The sequence below is a fragment of the Peribacillus sp. TE19612 genome (assembly GCF_056279465.1).
Map to the genome: position 1 here is coordinate 548,130 of NZ_JBWCCL010000001.1, position 17,005 is coordinate 565,134.

Genomic DNA, 17,005 nt, shown 5'->3' on the forward strand with positions numbered 1-17,005 from the left:
GAGATTACTTCTGCATTAAATAAGCATGAGTCAATATACATAGGTACCTATGCAGAATTAATTTCGAAAGCGCCGCTTATTAAAGAAAAGGAAGCCAAGCGTCAGGAAACTAGGGATGTAAATTGATTCAAATCGATCATCCGCCAATGGAGGAAGAAGCTCATAAATGAAGTATGGGCTTTTTCCTATGGAGTATCACTTTAAAGAACTCTCTATCTTTCTATCAAAAACAAAGTGTCCGATTATTTAACTTGAGCCAATAAATCAGGAGTGATATGTTCTTCCGCTCCATAAAGTAATTTTTCCCCAAGCAATGAGCCCATTAATGCGACAGCAACTTCAGCCGTTTTATTATGCTCGTCCAATATTGGGTTTATCTCAACAAACTCTGCCGATGTAATGATATTAGCTTCAGCCAGCATTTCCATGGCAAGATGGCTTTCACGGTAGCTAATGCCTCCCATTACAGGCGTACCGACCCCAGGTGCATCATCTGGATCAAGACCATCAAGATCAAGTGATAAATGTACAAGGTCCGTACGTTCTTTCAGATAGGCGATCGATTCTTCCATCACTTTTGTCATACCCATTCTATCAATCTCATGCATCGTATAGACTTTAATTCCTTTTTCCCTGATTAACTCTTTCTCACCTTGGTCTAAAGAACGGGCACCAATGATGACAATGTTCTCTGGTTTGACTTTAGGAGAATATCCGCCGATGTTTGTCAGTGCAGGGTGGCCAAGGCCCAAACTTACGGCTAGGGACATACCGTGTATGTTTCCTGATGGGGAAGTTTCGGCAGTATTTAAATCTCCATGTGCATCATACCATATTACCCCTAAGTTTTCAGTATTCTTCGCTAAACCTGCTAATGTCCCGATAGCAATGCTGTGATCTCCCCCTAAAACTAAAGGAAAACGATTTGCTTGGATGACTTCATCCACTTTTTGACTCAATTTTTCATTACCTTCTGCTACATCCTGCAGATTCTTTAAATTTGTGTCACTATCACTTTGTGCTCTTTCCTGTATTTCTACTTTAATATCACCTTCATCACGGACAGTATAGCCAATGTTTTCAAGTCTTTCACTTAATCCTGCATATCTGATGGCACTTGGCCCCATATCTACTCCTCTTCTAGTTTGACCAAGATCCATTGGCACACCAATGATTGAAATTTCCTTTTTCATATGTAATTCCTCCTTCGATTTTTCTACCTTAGTATAAGGGTAAAAGGATAGATGACTCAACTCGACATTTTTTTGAATATTTATACGATTGAAAAAAGGGTAAAAGTCCTGGGGTAAAATTCCTATTATTGATTATTTATGAATAGGATATAGTACCATGCGGGGTATGATGGGGATTGGCTGAAATCCTTTGAAATCTGAGATTGTTAAGATTTTTATTCCAGGAATGGAAGTGATAGCGTTACCAATCGGAATCGGTGGCCGAAGGAAGATTCTGAAGATATTGAATATATTTTACTAGTTACATTTATTCATAAAAAGTAGCGGTTTCACCTTAAATGCATGGAAGGATTTTTCATTTTTATATTAAAAAAATTTTTTTGACGTGAGAATAAAGAACTTTTTCTCCAATGTGGTTAACCGCGAGTAACGATTCATTACAAAAAATAGGATAGATTACTAGAGGAAAGTGCCATTTTGAAGGGTTTGTTTCACATATACAAAAAAGGTAAAGAGCGGCTGCCCTTTACCTTCCTGTTAAACTATATGATGGTTTTAAAACTTTTTATGCCATTCCTCATTTTCAAGTGGCACACCTTTGGTACTAATATATTCTACAATCATATTTCCATGTTCAAGAACTTTATCTTTTTTAAGGCCATTGATCATTTCGTTAAAGCGGTCTTCATCTGCATCCTGTTTCTTACGTGAAAGGGTAATCCGAATGGTTGGGGAAACATCGTAATCTTTATAGATGGCTGGCTTATTCGGATCAATGTTCAATTCTTTACCGATCCCCTCATTAAAGACCAAGAGTAATTGATTATAATTGCCTATTTCTTCTTGAATCTTCTCCCAATCTTCGCTTTCTGCAATATCTTCCATTTCCTTGGATATCAACACGTCACCCAGTTCTTTTTCAACATATGGCCTGATTTCCTTCTCTGCATCATCTTGCCATTTATCAGAAAGAAATGTATCCTCCATTTCCCCTGTTTCATCATTAAAGAAAACGAGAAATTGCGTACCATATTTTTCATGTTTCACTTTAGCTGCGTATTCAAAATAGCCCCGGTTTCCCATATTGTCGTATAGGACATCATATATTTCGGTTCCTTCATCAAAAGTTTCCTCTAAATATCTTTCAGCTTGATCCCGAATCTTCTTTTCTTCATCAGGATCTGCTTTCATGCTCTGTGTGAATGAAAACAAAAGGATCACCACACCGACCAAGATGATTGAAAAAACACCTAATAAAGTAAGTAAAATCTTCTTTGTTTTGCTCAAGGAACACCCTCCTGTAATCACTGCTACTTCAAAATAATTCCCATATTATTCTAACATCTTTATCGCTCATTTTACTATGGAAATTGAGCCTATCTTCTCCCAGATGCGAAAACTAAATTACCTGCCCTCCAAAAGATCGGGATACTTTGTTACAATAAATAAATCCTTAGTACCCTAAAGGGAGAGATTGACTTGGAAACCTATCAAAGAAAAATGAACCATAATCGGGATGAATACAGAAAGATGCGGTGGAAACAGCATCGTATACAAGTTACAGGTTTATTCGATGCCGTTTTTTCGAAAAAAGTGTTCGTAGATAAAGTGGCTATCGTCGGAGCAGGCAATTGCGATGATTTGGATATAGAGTATCTGGCAACTAAATGCAACTCCATATACCTATTTGATATTGATATGGAAAGTATGGAAAAGGGTACGGCAAAGTTGCCTGAACGGACCCGGAAGAAAATTCAACTTATTGAAATTGATGTAACAGGCCTCGATAAAGTGGATTTTGATCACCACCTATCTTCCATGCTTAATCGTGGTGAAACGGCAAAGGAAATTATTCGGTATTTAAAGGATACCAAGAATCGGTTAGGTCAGCTTTCTGAACGTGTTTTTGCTAATTATTATAATGATTTTGATATCGTGGCAACTTCCGCCATTTATACTCAACTATTTTATAATTGGGCCATGGAGCTTCTTTCCGATCATGCAAACCACTATCGGAAAAAAGATGCAGAAGAGATGAAGAATGGAATTTTGGATGTAAGGGATGAGATCGTTCGTACAGTGAATCACTCTATATCTTAATGTACCAAGCAAAATGGATTCTGTATTACATGGACTGATATCTTAAAAATCGAACCTGAGTATATGGATACCATTAACGAAGGGCTGAATGCCATCTTTGCATTGGCCTCGAACGTAGGATATGGGGCAGCCTTGATAGGGGTAAAAACGTTTATTGAAAAAGTGGATAAAAGCGAATTAACCCTTCGATACTGGCCATGGGATTTTCAAGAAAACAAACAGTATTTGACCATTGGCATTATCGGGAGAAACAATCGGTTGTAATTGAATAATGGCGGGATAGATAAGCAAATAAGCTGAATCTATCCTTTTTTGATTGGTTATAGTCCCCTTAGGAATAGAGGGGGCTGGTGCCAGCAAACCATGGGAAATAAGACATAATTATATAAAAGGTATAAAAATGCGATGATATTTTTAACTATTTGTCTAATGATTTCACAATCTGGTGTGGATATAATGAATCTATTGAAAACAGAATATTCCGATAAGTGGCGGCAGGGACAACAAAGGAAGAGGTGGCAGAACTGAGGGTGAAACAATAAGGAAGGGGTGTGTTGGTTGAAAGCTGATATCGTGTTCATAAACGGCGAAGTCATAACCGTAAATCAAAAAAATGAAGTAGCGGAAGCCCTGGCAATTAAAGGAGATCGTATCTCGGCAGTCGGAACGAATCAGGAAATCAAGGTATTTATCGGAGAAGAAACAAATGTAATTGATTTACAGGGAAAGTCATTACTTCCTGGGTTTATAGATTCTCATATTCATCTTATCTTGTATGGTGTCAATCAATTGGCAGTAAGCTGTAAAGCTGAACATATCAAATCTGTAGAAGATTTGTTAATCGATCTGAAGAAGAAAGCTTCGACGATCCCTAAAGGTGAGTGGATCCGCGCTTGGGGCTTCAATGAGACCGCAGTGAAAGAAAAACGTTATCCAACAATAGCGGAATTGGATGCTATTTCAACAGACCATCCCATTATCGTGAACCGCACATGCAGCCATATAAGCGTGGTGAATAGCAGGGCGCTAGAGATTGCTAGAATGGATGAAAACTCAGAGAATCCCACTGGAGGGATCATTGAAAAGGATGGAGCGGGGAGGATTACAGGAAAACTCATAGAAACGGCAAATATGATAATGGCCGACAGAGCAAGTTATTCTGAAAGTGAACTGTTGAAAGCAGTGAAAATTGCATCTGAGCATTTCATCGCAGCAGGCATAACAAGCATTCATGAAGCAGGTGCTCATGGTCCTGAAAGTTTCCGTTTAATGCAGCAGGCCATAAAAAATAATGATATTCGTGTTCGTATTTATGCGATGGTCGGTTCATTGAATAATTCTCATGAATTTGTAAATAAAATGATGGATTCGGGAGTCATAACCGGAACTGGGGACGAAAGATTCAAAATCGGACCAGCCAAATTGTTTACGGATGGCAGCAGTACCGGTCCGACGATTGCTACCCGTGAGCCCTATTCGAGTGATCCAGGTTATTCCGGAATTCTTTATTATAAAGAAGAGGAAATCTATCAAGTATTAGGTCAAGCACATAAAAAAGGCTATCAGATCACAGTCCATGCCCAAGGGGACAAAGCGATAGAGATGTATTTAAATTGCGTGGAAAAGGCATTGAATGAATCGCCCAGAAACGATCATAGACATAGAATTGAGCATGCTGGAATAGCTTCGCAAGATTTACAAAAGAGGATGAAAGAACTTGGAGTCATCCCAATCCCCAACCCCCCATTTCCTTATGAATTCGGTGATATATATATTGAACATTACGGCAATAGGGTCAACCATATGTACGCTGCCCGTGATTTTATTGATAATGGCATCTTGGCCGCAGCCGGTTCAGATGCTCCCGTTACTGATCACGACCCTATATTAGGCATACACGTTGCTGTTAATAGAACAAGCAGGTCCGGTACGGAAATAGGTGCGATTCAATCGATTAGCGTATTGGAAGCCATTAAACTATACACATTGAATGGTGCGTTTGCTAGTTTCGATGAAGATGTCAAAGGCAGCCTGGAGGCAGGGAAGCTGGCCGATCTAGTAGTATTGAATGATAGTATATTGAAAGTGGATTCCCAAAATATCAAGGATTTGAAAGTTGAATCGACAATTCTGAACGGGGAGATTCTTTATCATAGGGAAACAATGGTGGAAATATAATCTAGCGTGATTATTCTAAAACAACTAGACCTTCACTTACATTTTTTTGGCTTAAGCGAACGAAGAAGATTTACAGGTTATCTAAAAGGGGGATATTCGCTATGAAAAAGCAAAAATTATTAATTAATGGTGAGAGGCTGAGTCGTACGCTAGAGAAATTTGCAGATTTTGGACGAACAGAAAACAACGGGGTCACACGGCTATCCCTATCCGAGGAAGATCGATTAGTCCGTGATTACTTTTGCGCTTGCTGTAAAGAATTGGGCATGACCATTAAGGTTGATGATATGGGGAATATTTACGCCACTTTAGCGGGACTTGAAAACAAACCACCTATTGTAATGGGATCACATATGGATACCGTAAAAAAGGGCGGGCGGTTTGATGGTATCTTGGGTGTAGCTGCAGGCTTGGAAGTCGTGCGTACTCTGGTCGATAATAATATCCAGCCTAAAATTCCGGTAATGATCGTCAATTTTACGAACGAAGAGGGAGCCAGATTCGAACCTTCCATGATGTCTTCGGGAGTTCTTTCGGGTAAATTCGAAAAATCCGTCATGTTGCAAAAGACGGATAGTGAAGGAACCACTTTCGAAAGTGCTTTGAATGCCATTGGATATGCAGGGGATCAAGAGTCTCGTTTAAAAGAAGCGACTGCATTTCTAGAGTTGCATATTGAACAAGGGCCCATTCTTGAACGTGAATCGCTCACGATCGGTGTCGTTGAATGTGTCCTTGGTATGGTGTGCTATGAGATAGAAGTTACAGGCGAATCCGATCATGCAGGAACCACCCCGATGAATATGAGAAAAGATGCCTTCTTCACCGCGAATAGCTTGATTATGGAGGCTCGTCAGAAGCTAGGCATGCTTGATGACGATTTGGTTTTTACGATGGGCAGAGTGAATGTGTTTCCGAATATCCATACGGTCATCCCTAATAAAGTGGTTTTTTCGCTAGAGGCAAGACATAAGGATTCCAACGTCATCGAAAAGGTGGAGGAAGTCATAAAAAGCCTTATAACTACAGGTTCAGAAGGCGGCTGCGTCATCCAAGCGAAAAAATTGTGGGACAGGGATACCGTGTGGTTCGACAAATCCATTTGCAATTTGCTTGAGCAATCGACCAATTATCTAGGCCTACCTTATAAAAGAATGGTAAGCGGTGCAGGACATGATGCACAGTTTATAGCCAGTTATATACCTACTGCCATGGTTTTCGTCCCAAGCATCAACGGAAAAAGCCATTGTGAAGAGGAACTTACTACTTGGGAAGATTGTGAAAAAGGCGTCAATGTAATATTGGAAACGGTCCTTGCCATCCAGTCATCTTAAGACGAATATATGGTTGGTTGAAAGCGGGTAATGAAAGTAAACAAAGGGTGCTATCAAACCATCAGTTCAGTATGAAAGTCAGCTTGACTGATGGTGATGCATCCGTGTATGGAACCTAAATGGGGGAGGGTATAATTTGGATGCTATTAAGCTATTGCTTTTTGTTCCGTTTATAGGGTTTTTAGGTTTATTGCCCTACGCAAATAAAATAGAACCGTACATATTGTGGATGCCTTTTTTGTTATTTTGGGTTGCATTTTGGATGGTGCTGGCATCGATTATCTTAATGATCGTCTATAAGTTCGATCCTGATAATAAAGGGAGTGATTCTGAATGAATATCTCATTACTCATCATTTCCATCTTCTTGGTTCTAGCACTTTATTTAGGGATAAAAGCAAGAAAAGGGAAGGATATGGACATGGAGCAATTTGCCGTAGGAGGCAGGGGCTTCGGTACATTCTTCATTTTTCTCTTGATAGCAGGTGAAATTTATACAACTTTTACATTCCTGGGCGGAAGTGGGTGGGCTTACTCAAAGGGTGCCGCTGCTTATTATGTTCCCGCCTATATATTCTTAGCCTACGTCCTATCATATTGGCTCGTCCCTAAAATATGGAGATATTCAAAACGGCATTCTATTATCTCTCAGCCAGAGTATTTTGCGTCTAAATATAAAAGCAGGTCAATGGGAATGATCGTTGCTGTATTGGGAAGCTTAGCCCTCGTGCCGTACATAGTCATACAGCTCAAAGGATTAGGTATCATTGTTTCCGAAGCGTCTTACGGAGCAATTTCACCAGTTGCTGCAAGTGTCATCGGTGCTGTAGTTGTAACCACCTATGTTATGATTTCAGGCATTCATGGTTCAGCATGGACAGCCATACTGAAAGATTTCATGATTTTGGTGGTCGTTATCTTTTTAGGGATTTACATTCCATTTCATTATTTCGGAGGCATACAGCCAATGTTCGAGACCGTGCAGGCTGCTAAACCGGAAATGTTGGTTTTGGCAGATCAGGGATTGAGTCAGTCCTGGTTTATGTCCACCGTTTTGCTGAATGCACTAGGATTTTATTTGCTGCCACAAACATTCATGGTCGTATTATCGTCCAATGGGGAAAGGACCCTTCGCAAAAATGCGATTGCATTACCCTTATACACATTGTTGCTGCTGTTCGTTTTTTTCATTGGATTTACAGCCATCATGGAAATCCCGGGTTTGCAAGGAGCGGATGGTGATCTCTCACTTTTAAGGCTGGCGATTCAAACATTCGATCCATGGGTGATAGGGGTTATCGGAGCTGCTGGTTTATTGACGGCACTAGTACCGGCTTCAGTCATGCTAATGGCTGCATCGGTAGGTCTGACAAATAGCTTTTTCAAAGTTCTGGTCCCTGCTGCGACTGAAACACATCAATTAATTGTCTCAAGGATAATCATTATTGGTATCTCAATCATTGCTTTAATTGTAACGGTTACAGGAGGCGAGGCTTTGGCCATCCTGAATATCATGTCTTACAGTTTAATTACGCAACTGGCCCCGTCCTTGTTTTTCAGTTTGCCAAAAACCAATATAATCAATAAGTATGGTGCGATGGCTGGAATATTGGCAGGTGTCCTGATTGTTTTATATGCGACAATTGCGGATGTGAAGGTTGCTACATTCCTGCCAAATACCCCACATGTAATTAATGATATAAGTACAGGCGTCATAGCTTTGTTGATTAATATACTAGTAACATTCCTTGTAAGTGCCCTGACTAAACATATCTCCATGCAACAGACCGAAATGAATGATTTGGACAAGATATCCTGATCCTGATTTCTTTTAAAAGTCTGGAGGAACTGATAAAACATGATTTGGGAGGGCTTTTGTGAAAATTAAAATAACGGCTTGTCAATTTCGTGTAGAAAAAGTGTCAACTTTCCTTGAATTTCAGGAACAAGTAGAAGACTTGAACACCCAAGTTCCCGAAAACTCGGATTATATCATTTTTCCTGAACTGTTAACTATCGGATTATCAGCGGCCTTTGGAGAACAGGATGCTTCGTCCGTTATCAGGATCGATGAATATACCAATCAATACAAAGATCTTTTCAGGTCACTTTCAAGAAAAAGAAAACAGGTCATCATTGCAGGCACTCATCTGGAACGCCGCGAAAATGAATACTACAATATTGCTTATATTTTTGATGAAGACGGATCAGTCGTTGAGCATAAAAAGACTCATATCTTTCCTGCTGAAGCGAATTGGCATACTTCTGAAGGCGATGAATTGGAGGTTTATTCCGTGGGTCCGGTCAAGATAGGAATAGCGGTATGTTATGAAGCGGAGATACCTGAAATTTCAAGGATATTATCAGTGAACGGGGCCGACATCATTTTTTGCCCATCATACACTTTTACAGAGGCTGGTTTTTGGCGAGTTCGCCATTGCGCACATGCGCGTGCAATCGAAAATCAGGTATATTTTGTTCATTGCCCCACTGTTGGTGAACCAGGATCACCCTTGCCGAACGGATATGGCCGTGCCAGTATCCTTAGCCCCTGTGACAGCGCTTGGCCTGCTAATGGAATAGTGGCCGAGGCGGTAATGAATGAACATACCATCATTACCGGTACAGTGGATATGGACGAACTTTATGAGAATCGAAAAAGTGGAGCAGCAACCACCTTCAAGGATCGTAATCGCCGAAAAGGTATGTATGCGAAATATGAGCCATACGAAGGGCTGAAATGATGTGTTGGATCCCGAACCATTGTCGTCCGAATGTAGGTCCAATAAAGTGCGGGGGTAGGTTAAAAAAAATGACCCCTGAAACGAGTTCTTTTACAATACCTGGTTATTCTTCGTGATTTTTCAGTTTGATAGGTGTATTAGTTATAGAACTTATCTATGCTGGCCGAAGGAATCGGAAATTGACTTAATATACAAAATATATTGTCAAATGATTGCTATATATATTAAAATATATATAACCATTTCATATTGTAATAATATAGATAGTCACCCTATTTATACCTGTAATGATGTCTGTAATGGCAGGAGGCACAACAATCATGTTTCAACAGAATACAGTATATATAGTTGGCGAATCGAAGGCACCGTTCAATAATCCAATTACACAGCAATTCAACTGCTTTTTCATCGGGTTCGTCATTGATCGTGATACGCATGAAATAGTGGATGCGGAATGCTCGACCACGATATCGATTACATCACGCTTCATTCAATCCATGTTAGTTGGTAAATCCATTCTTCGGCCCGATGAATTGGAGACAGAAATTGAGCAACGGTATTTTGGTTCATCTCAGAAAGCACTGACCGTCGCCCTTAGAAATGCCAGCATCAAATATCAGCAACTTTATAAGTTATAGCTGCTTCTTTTGTCAGTCGCAATTGAAATCCAGCTGTTAAAGAGTGCGTACGCGCTCTTTGGCAGCTGGATTTTTCTATTTAGTGCCATGCAATAATTAATAGATTAGTGTGAAAAAATGGAAATTACCTTATGTTATAAAATTTAAGGAGGTATGGAATATGATTCAAGATGGTGTGATGTTTGTCTGCTTTTTATTGGCATTTACTGCCGTGGTTGCGGTTGTGGAAAAAAAGATAGGAGGAAAGTTCTTCAAGTATGTTCCTGGTATTGTCCTTATTTATATTGGAGCGGCTCTGATGAAAACATTCGGGGTCTTTTCAGATAGTGAGTCAGTCGAAAGTGCATATAGCACCATACGGGGGCTCCTGCTGCCTGCCATGTTGATGCTTATGCTTTTGCAATGCGATATGCGGAAAATTCTCAAGCTTGGACCAAAGATGCTTTTAACTTTTTTTGCGGCTTCATTCAGCATTATTGGAGGGTTCACTCTTACTTACGTTTTAATGAACGGCTTTTATGCGGAAGGAACTTGGAAGGCATTCTCGGCTTTGAGCGCAAGCTGGACAGGGGGCTCTGCCAATATGGTGATCTTGCAAGGAATACTCGATGTGCCTGAAAATATTTTTGGCTATGCGTTGATCATGGATACAGTCAATTATTCCATTTGGGTCATGTTCTTATTTTGGCTGGTGCCTCTTGCTGGTAAATTCAATATTTGGACAAAAGCGGATACATCTTTCATTGATCAAATGACTTCCGAGCTTGAAGCGGGGGAAACCGCCAAGACGGAATTTGGATTCGTGGAATTGATCGGTTTCTTGGCGCTGGCTTTAATTGTTTCAGCAGGTGCAACCAAAATTGGGGAGAGACTGCCGGTACTCGGTGCCGCTGTGAATGGAACCACTTGGACGATCATCATCGCTTCGACCGTAGGATTAATTCTGGCTGTCACGAAGGTTGGGCGTATTGCCGGTTCCATGGAAATTTCCAAAGTCATGCTTTATATCGTCATTGGTTTAATTGCTTCCCATGCCGATTTTTCACAGCTGTTTCAAGCACCTGTATATATTATTTCCGGCTTTATGATTCTATTCTTTCATGGATTGATCATGGTCATTTTGGCCAAAATCTTTAAGTTGGATCTATTTACAATGGGAGTTGCCTCTTTGGCCAACATAGGAGGCGTGGCATCAGCCCCCATATTGGCAGGTGCATTCAACCGGGCGCTAATACCGGTCGGGATATTGATGGCTGTACTTGGCAGTCTTCTGGGCACCTATTTTGGAATTCTCACATCATATATACTCTCAAGCTTTTAAGGAAGGGTTGTTAATATGAAGATTGAAAGTTTACAAGTATCAGTGGAAACCTTGCCACTTATCAAGCCATTCAAGACTGCATTACGCACCGCAATGGAAATTGAAAACATCATGGTTTCCGTGAAATTGGAGGATGGAACGGAAGGTTTGGGGGCTGCAGCCCCTACGGTTGCCATCACAGGTGATTCTACAAAAGGAATCATGACGGTCATTGAAGAAGTAATCACACCACACCTAATTGGCCGCGACATCGAGAATATCAATGCATTGTCTCTGCTGATCCAACGATCCTGTGTAGGTAACACAAGTGCAAAAGCTGCTGTTGAAATCGCTTTGTACGACGCAGTCAGCAAACGATGGCAGCTCCCATTATATCAATATCTTGGCGGTAAATCTAATGTCCTGAAAAATGATATGACAATCAGCGTTGATGAACCTGAAGAAATGGCAAAGGCGGCATTGTCCCTTATCGAAAGCGGATTCTCTACGATGAAGATAAAACTGGGGAAGGATTGGAAGAATGACGTGGAGCGCGTTGCCTGCATTCGTGCTGCTGTTTGCGAACAGGTTATGATCAGGATTGACGCAAACCAAGGGTGGACAACAAAACAAGCGATTTCCATCATTCATGAAATCGAAGAAAGAAAGCTGAACGTTGATTTGGTGGAACAGCCCGTGCAAGCCCATGATATCGAAGGATTGAAAGAAATAAAACGCTCTGTCCAAGTGCCGATCATGGCCGATGAAAGTTTGTTTTCCCCACGTGATGCCATGAGACTCCTGAATGAACATGCTGTTGATTTCCTTAATATCAAATTAATGAAAACTGGCGGAATTCGACGTGCACTCCAAATCGCCGATATGGCAGAAGCAGCCGGGGTGGAATGCATGATCGGGAGTATGATGGAATCATCCGTTAGTGTAGCGGCCGCGGCTCATCTGGCAACCGCCCATCCAAATATAACGAAGATTGATTTAGATGCCCCATTATGGATTAAGAATGAGCCATTTGAAGGCATTCAATTTATGAAAGATCAACTTCTCATTTCCGATAAACCTGGACTGGGAGTCAAGAGGAAATCCTCTTTTACTCAATAAAAACAATTTCGAAAGGGTGAATGATTTGAAAAGGTTAACCGTTTTTGTTTTATCTTTATTTGCTTTTGGTATTTTAGTATTCAGTCCCAATGAAGCTAGTTCCAGGGAGAAGCAGAGAATTGCCTATGTTGATGTGAACGTGGCCACTCTTTGGACTGAGCCGGGATTATTAAGGGAAATCGATGCCCCTTCTGCATCGAATCCCGCTGATTTGAATGAATGGATCGGCTCAATGAAATATGAAGACAAGCTGTGGCTTGTAGGTAACCTGGAAACACAAGCTTTATATGGTTCTAAAGTGACGATTCTTGAAGAACGGGGTGAATGGGTGAAAGTAGCCGTTGCCAATCAACCTACACCCCGTAATGATATTGGTTACCCAGGATGGATGCCAAAGGCACAATTAAAAGACGGACATTCTTTTGAGAAGCAATTTAAACGAGGACTTGCCCTTGTAAATGCCCCAAAGACCTGGCTTTATTCGGATTCGAAACTTCGGTCCAAATTCATGGAAGTCAGCTTCAATACCCGCCTTCCGCTATTGCAGGTGAAAAAAGATAAAGTGAAGGTGATGACACCGAGTAATGGGGCAAAATGGATGGAAAAGCAAGACGTGTCAGTCTATCAAAATGAAAATCAAATACCAGCCCCAACCGGTAAGGACATCGTTGAATCAGGAAAAGCTTTTTTGGGGCTACCTTACCTATGGGCTGGAATGTCCGGTTTTGGATTTGACTGCTCTGGATTTACGTATACGATGTACCATGCTAATGGAATAACAATCCCAAGAGACTCTTCCATTCAGGCTCAGCATGGCAAAAAGGTTGAAAAAGAAAATCTACAACCAGGTGACTTACTATTTTTTGCCCATGATAAAGGGAAAGGAAAGGTTCATCATGTCGGAATGTATATTGGTGACGGCAAAATGATCCATTCACCTAACAGCTCAACACATGTAAGGATAGATGAAATAAAAACATCGGGATACGGAGAGGAATATGCCGGAGCAAGAAGATATATCGATTGATGCTCAATGGAGATAAACTAGAAAATAGATTATTATTTTGATAGTTTAAATTACTGCAGAATCCAAGGTGATGATTCTGACAATAATCGAAAAATAAGAATTTTTATTGGTATAAGAATTTTTGGAATTTTATTCGAAAAGAAGATTAATCTACCGTTTATATTCGTTTTTTAGCAGGTGGTTTAATTGGAGAATGTATGAAAGATTTTTAAAAGAAAAGTTATCCATAAAAACCATCAGTAGGGGAAAATAATGATTGTCCCCTACTGATGGTACTAAATATAAGTTCTGTTAAAACTATTTAATATAATATTTAACTAGGAGAATTGCACCTTTTATTTGATGGTTTCAAAAAGACGTTCCAAATCCTTATCCATAATGAAAACTTCGATTCTTTCACCTGTTTTAGTGCTTATATCACTGTGAGATGAAAGTACTTTACACCCCGTAAGATCTTCAACTATTTTTTCATAATCCTTAGTGTACATTTCACGAAGTAATGAACGCATTTTTTTCACAAGTTTTTTGCCTGAATTGTGACTCACAAGGTGCTTTTCCTCTACAGTAAGGACTCCCTTGAAACGGGTTATCAACATATCATTGATTATATAAGTTTTCGTTTCCTGAGGTCCTCTTCCAATCAATTCACGCTGGAATTTAATGAATGCTTCGCTTATTTCAGCTTCGATCCTTTTCTTTGTACTTGACATAATGCCTCCAGTTCATCGACGAATTTATGGGATTTATCATAATGCCACGTCTAAGTTCCTGTCAATAACTGTTTGTAAAACTTTAGAAAAAAGTGAAAAAGTTAGTAAAATGAAGAAAAATATCATTTTTAACGATGAATTGGGTGAATATCGTCTTAATTAATCAAATATGAAGGTTTTTAATGGTTTTTATGAGTTTACAAACCTTGAATGAGGAGCGTACAATAATCCTCATGAAAAACAATTAGATACCGGCCAAATCTCAAGTGATTGAGAACGGAGGACCCACTATTTATGGGGTTAATTCTGCATTTGCAAAAGGGATGAGATACTCTTTCGCCATCCTACCCGTCAGCTAACTTCGTCGGCTAAAGCGAAGGAGGTCATAAGACCACCTTGATTCAGGAGGCTTTTTTGTTATGCTATAGCAAAATGGCAATCTGACATTTCCGTAGGTCTTTTTATTATGCCTATAATTGAAAAGGTTTCTTGGAAGACGGATCGTGGAGTAGGCGCTAATGCTTGCTGGGCGTTAAGTAGACCAATGATTACTTTTTCTCCAACTAAATGTTTGTTACTGTATATCTTTCTTTTTCTGATTCGTCATGGTTCATGACGCTGTAGGAAGGAGATTGCATTTGTGCAGTGCTGCAAACTGGGGGAAAAGTAACATTGGTCTATTTTTTTATGCCTTAAAGGACGTCTGTCTGAGCAAAAGAACAGTTTAATGAAACCTATCTTAAAGGAGGTGAAGGAGAATATAGGCTTTATTATTGCGGGAAAAGAGAAGGGGAATGGATAATATATCCATTTCATTGGTGGCTTTTACAAAAATGAATGAATCCTAAAAAGAATATAAACGGTAATTGCAAAGGGAGCGTAGGGAGATGTTCTTATTGATAATCGTCGGGGCGGTAACGTTGTATTTAATACATGCCCTCATATATCCGGAAAAATACTAAGGGTGACTTACGGAGGAGAAGTAAATGGATTTATTGCAAATCGTTGTGGTATTGGTAATTGCGGTTGTATTAGCGATACCAATGGCTAAATATTTAACGGATGTTTATTCCCTTGAATTAACGAAACAAGATCGCGTGTTTGGAGGGATGGAAAGGTTTATCTTTAAGCTATCCGGCATAAAGACGGGAGATATGAAATGGCAGCAGTACACCAAGGCACTTCTGATAAGTAATTTAGTGATGTTTATTATCTCTTATATTATCATTCGCTTCCAAGGGGAGTTACCTGGCAACCCCAGTAAGATTGCCAACATGGAGCCATTGTTGGCATTGAATACAGCTGCAAGCTTTCTTACGAATACCAATTTACAGCATTATAGTGGGGAATCGGGACTTACTTATTTATCTCAAATGGCAGTGATCATATTCCTGATGTTCACGACCCCGGCTACCGGAATTGCTTTATGTATGGCTTTTTTTAGGGGCTTAACCAGCCAGCGGAGTCTAGGAAACTTCTATGTGGATGTAATCCGAACGATTATCCGGGTTCTGCTACCATTATCGATATTGATTGGTTTAGTCCTAGTATCCCAAGGCGTTCCGCAAACATTTAGCCCAACGGCAGTAGCGACAACATTGGAAGGAGACACCCAAAATATAGCAAGGGGACCTGTAGCGGCACTAGAATCCATTAAGCACTTAGGCACAAATGGGGGAGGGTTCTTTGGGGTCAACTCAGCCCATCCATTTGAAAATCCTAATGGTTTCACGAATGTCTTAGAAATATTATCCATGTTTCTTATACCTGCTGCCCTTCCGTTGACTTTTGGATATATGGCGAGGAATAAGAAACTAGGCTGGATCCTATTTTCAGCGATGGCATTCATGTTATTTCTCTTCTTAAGCATTACGTATATTAACGAAAAAAATGGTAATCCAGCTTTGGAGCAAATTGGTCTCTCACAAATGGAGGGGAGTATGGAGGGGAAAGAGGTGCGCTTCGGGGTGGCTCAGAGTGCATTATTCACAAGTATAACTACAGCTGCAACTACAGGATCGGTAAATAATATGCATGATACCCTAACACCGCTGGGAAGTATAGCTCCACTTGCAATGATGATGGTGAATTGTGTATTCGGCGGGGATGGTGTGGGTACGGTCAATATTCTCATGTACTCAATATTGGCTGTATTTCTTGCCGGACTTATGGTGGGACGTACACCTGAGTTTTTGGGTAAGAAAATTGAAGGCCGGGAGATGAAGTTAATAGCTATAGCGATTCTGATCCACCCATTGATCATATTAGTTCCATCTGCCATCGCTTTAGCGACACAAATGGGTTCAGCAGCTATATCAAACCCGGGCTTTCATGGTATTACCCAAGTAGTTTATGAGTTTACCTCATCAGCAGCAAATAATGGTTCGGGTTTTGAAGGATTAGGAGACAATACCCCTTTTTGGAACGTTTCCACTGGTTTAGTCATGTTATTCGGACGTTATTTTTCAATGATTGCCATGATTGCCGTCTCAGGATCATTACTGGTAAAGAAGCGTGTTCCTGAGACTATAGGAACGTTCAAAACGGATAATGGTACGTTCTTTGTCATTCTTTTAGCTTCAGTTTTGATTATTGGAGCTTTGACTTTCTTTCCAATCATTGCACTTGGACCGGTTGCTGAGTGGCTTACGATAAGATAAATG

Annotated in this window: 15 protein-coding genes and 1 riboswitch; of the genes, 12 read left to right on the forward strand and 3 right to left on the reverse strand. The window is 40.2% G+C overall.

Features of this window, described 5'->3' with window-relative positions:
- Positions 1-242 precede the first annotated feature (242 nt).
- On the reverse strand, positions 243-1,193 hold the full coding sequence (rocF, locus tag ACZ9AO_RS02675) for an arginase (RefSeq protein WP_367232331.1): 951 nt from the start codon (positions 1,191-1,193) through the stop codon (positions 243-245).
- Positions 1,194-1,748: 555 nt separating this feature from the next.
- On the reverse strand, positions 1,749-2,480 hold the full coding sequence (locus ACZ9AO_RS02680) for a hypothetical protein (RefSeq protein WP_251539463.1): 732 nt from the start codon (positions 2,478-2,480) through the stop codon (positions 1,749-1,751).
- A 192-nt stretch (positions 2,481-2,672) separates the two neighbouring features.
- Here ACZ9AO_RS02680 and ACZ9AO_RS02685 point away from each other — a divergent pair, with 192 nt between their 5' ends.
- The 11 genes from ACZ9AO_RS02685 to ACZ9AO_RS02735 all read left to right on the forward strand — a co-directional run bounded on the left by ACZ9AO_RS02685 (position 2,673) and on the right by ACZ9AO_RS02735 (position 13,632).
- Entirely contained in the window at positions 2,673-3,293 is a 621-nt protein-coding gene (locus ACZ9AO_RS02685) for a hypothetical protein (protein ID WP_476108388.1), read from the forward strand.
- A 63-nt stretch (positions 3,294-3,356) separates the two neighbouring features.
- Positions 3,357-3,557, forward strand: coding sequence for a hypothetical protein (locus ACZ9AO_RS02690; protein ID WP_476108389.1), 201 nt, complete (start codon positions 3,357-3,359; stop codon positions 3,555-3,557).
- A gap of 294 nt (positions 3,558-3,851) precedes the next feature.
- Positions 3,852-5,471, forward strand: coding sequence for an amidohydrolase (locus ACZ9AO_RS02695; RefSeq protein WP_251539465.1), 1,620 nt, complete (start codon positions 3,852-3,854; stop codon positions 5,469-5,471).
- A gap of 101 nt (positions 5,472-5,572) precedes the next feature.
- Positions 5,573-6,805, forward strand: coding sequence for an allantoate amidohydrolase (locus ACZ9AO_RS02700; RefSeq protein WP_476108390.1), 1,233 nt, complete (start codon positions 5,573-5,575; stop codon positions 6,803-6,805).
- 136 nt (positions 6,806-6,941) lie between these two features.
- Positions 6,942-7,142 carry a DUF3311 domain-containing protein gene (locus ACZ9AO_RS02705; RefSeq protein ID WP_476108391.1) on the forward strand — a complete coding sequence of 67 codons (201 nt, stop codon included), beginning with the start codon at positions 6,942-6,944 and terminating at the stop codon, positions 7,140-7,142.
- Positions 7,139-8,623 (forward strand): sodium:solute symporter family protein, encoded by a 1,485-nt coding sequence (locus tag ACZ9AO_RS02710; protein WP_476108392.1) that lies wholly within the window; start codon positions 7,139-7,141, stop codon positions 8,621-8,623. Before ACZ9AO_RS02705 ends, ACZ9AO_RS02710 begins: the two co-directional genes overlap by 4 nt.
- 58 nt (positions 8,624-8,681) lie before the next feature.
- Entirely contained in the window at positions 8,682-9,548 is an 867-nt protein-coding gene (locus ACZ9AO_RS02715) for a carbon-nitrogen hydrolase family protein (protein WP_476108393.1), read from the forward strand.
- Between the two features lie 320 nt (positions 9,549-9,868).
- On the forward strand, positions 9,869-10,186 hold the full coding sequence (locus ACZ9AO_RS02720) for a DUF3870 domain-containing protein (protein ID WP_476108394.1): 318 nt from the start codon (positions 9,869-9,871) through the stop codon (positions 10,184-10,186).
- Between the two features lie 160 nt (positions 10,187-10,346).
- Complete coding sequence (locus ACZ9AO_RS02725; protein ID WP_251539473.1) at positions 10,347-11,507, forward strand: DUF819 family protein; 1,161 nt, start codon at positions 10,347-10,349, stop codon at positions 11,505-11,507.
- A 15-nt stretch (positions 11,508-11,522) separates the two neighbouring features.
- Positions 11,523-12,605: a dipeptide epimerase gene (locus ACZ9AO_RS02730; protein WP_476108395.1), complete on the forward strand. Its 1,083-nt coding sequence runs from the start codon at positions 11,523-11,525 to the stop codon at positions 12,603-12,605.
- Positions 12,606-12,630: 25 nt separating this feature from the next.
- Positions 12,631-13,632, forward strand: coding sequence for a C40 family peptidase (locus ACZ9AO_RS02735; protein ID WP_251539475.1), 1,002 nt, complete (start codon positions 12,631-12,633; stop codon positions 13,630-13,632).
- 335 nt (positions 13,633-13,967) lie between these two features.
- On the opposite strand, the gene ACZ9AO_RS02740 is transcribed toward ACZ9AO_RS02735, so the two are convergent.
- Positions 13,968-14,342, reverse strand: coding sequence for a Na-translocating system protein MpsC family protein (locus ACZ9AO_RS02740; protein ID WP_048686417.1), 375 nt, complete (start codon positions 14,340-14,342; stop codon positions 13,968-13,970).
- 243 nt (positions 14,343-14,585) lie between these two features.
- Positions 14,586-14,727, forward strand: a riboswitch (cyclic di-AMP (ydaO/yuaA leader).
- Positions 14,728-15,328: 601 nt separating this feature from the next.
- On the opposite strand from ACZ9AO_RS02740, the gene kdpA reads away from it, so the two are divergent.
- On the forward strand, positions 15,329-17,002 hold the full coding sequence (gene kdpA, locus ACZ9AO_RS02745; protein WP_476108397.1) for a potassium-transporting ATPase subunit KdpA: 1,674 nt from the start codon (positions 15,329-15,331) through the stop codon (positions 17,000-17,002).
- Positions 17,003-17,005: the final 3 nt, after the last annotated feature.

Excerpts from the sequence above, each read along its gene's own strand:
- ACZ9AO_RS02740 (WP_048686417.1), bottom strand. The coding sequence starts at position 14,342 with ATGTCAAGTACAAAGAAAAGGATCGAAGCTGAAATAAGCGAAGCATTC.
- ACZ9AO_RS02730 (WP_476108395.1), top strand. The coding sequence starts at position 11,523 with ATGAAGATTGAAAGTTTACAAGTATCAGTGGAAACCTTGCCACTTATC.
- kdpA (WP_476108397.1), top strand. The coding sequence starts at position 15,329 with ATGGATTTATTGCAAATCGTTGTGGTATTGGTAATTGCGGTTGTATTA.
- ACZ9AO_RS02700 (WP_476108390.1), top strand. The coding sequence starts at position 5,573 with ATGAAAAAGCAAAAATTATTAATTAATGGTGAGAGGCTGAGTCGTACG.
- rocF (WP_367232331.1), bottom strand. The coding sequence starts at position 1,193 with ATGAAAAAGGAAATTTCAATCATTGGTGTGCCAATGGATCTTGGTCAA.
- ACZ9AO_RS02725 (WP_251539473.1), top strand. The coding sequence starts at position 10,347 with ATGATTCAAGATGGTGTGATGTTTGTCTGCTTTTTATTGGCATTTACT.
- ACZ9AO_RS02690 (WP_476108389.1), top strand. The coding sequence starts at position 3,357 with ATGGATACCATTAACGAAGGGCTGAATGCCATCTTTGCATTGGCCTCG.
- ACZ9AO_RS02710 (WP_476108392.1), top strand. The coding sequence starts at position 7,139 with ATGAATATCTCATTACTCATCATTTCCATCTTCTTGGTTCTAGCACTT.
- ACZ9AO_RS02720 (WP_476108394.1), top strand. The coding sequence starts at position 9,869 with ATGTTTCAACAGAATACAGTATATATAGTTGGCGAATCGAAGGCACCG.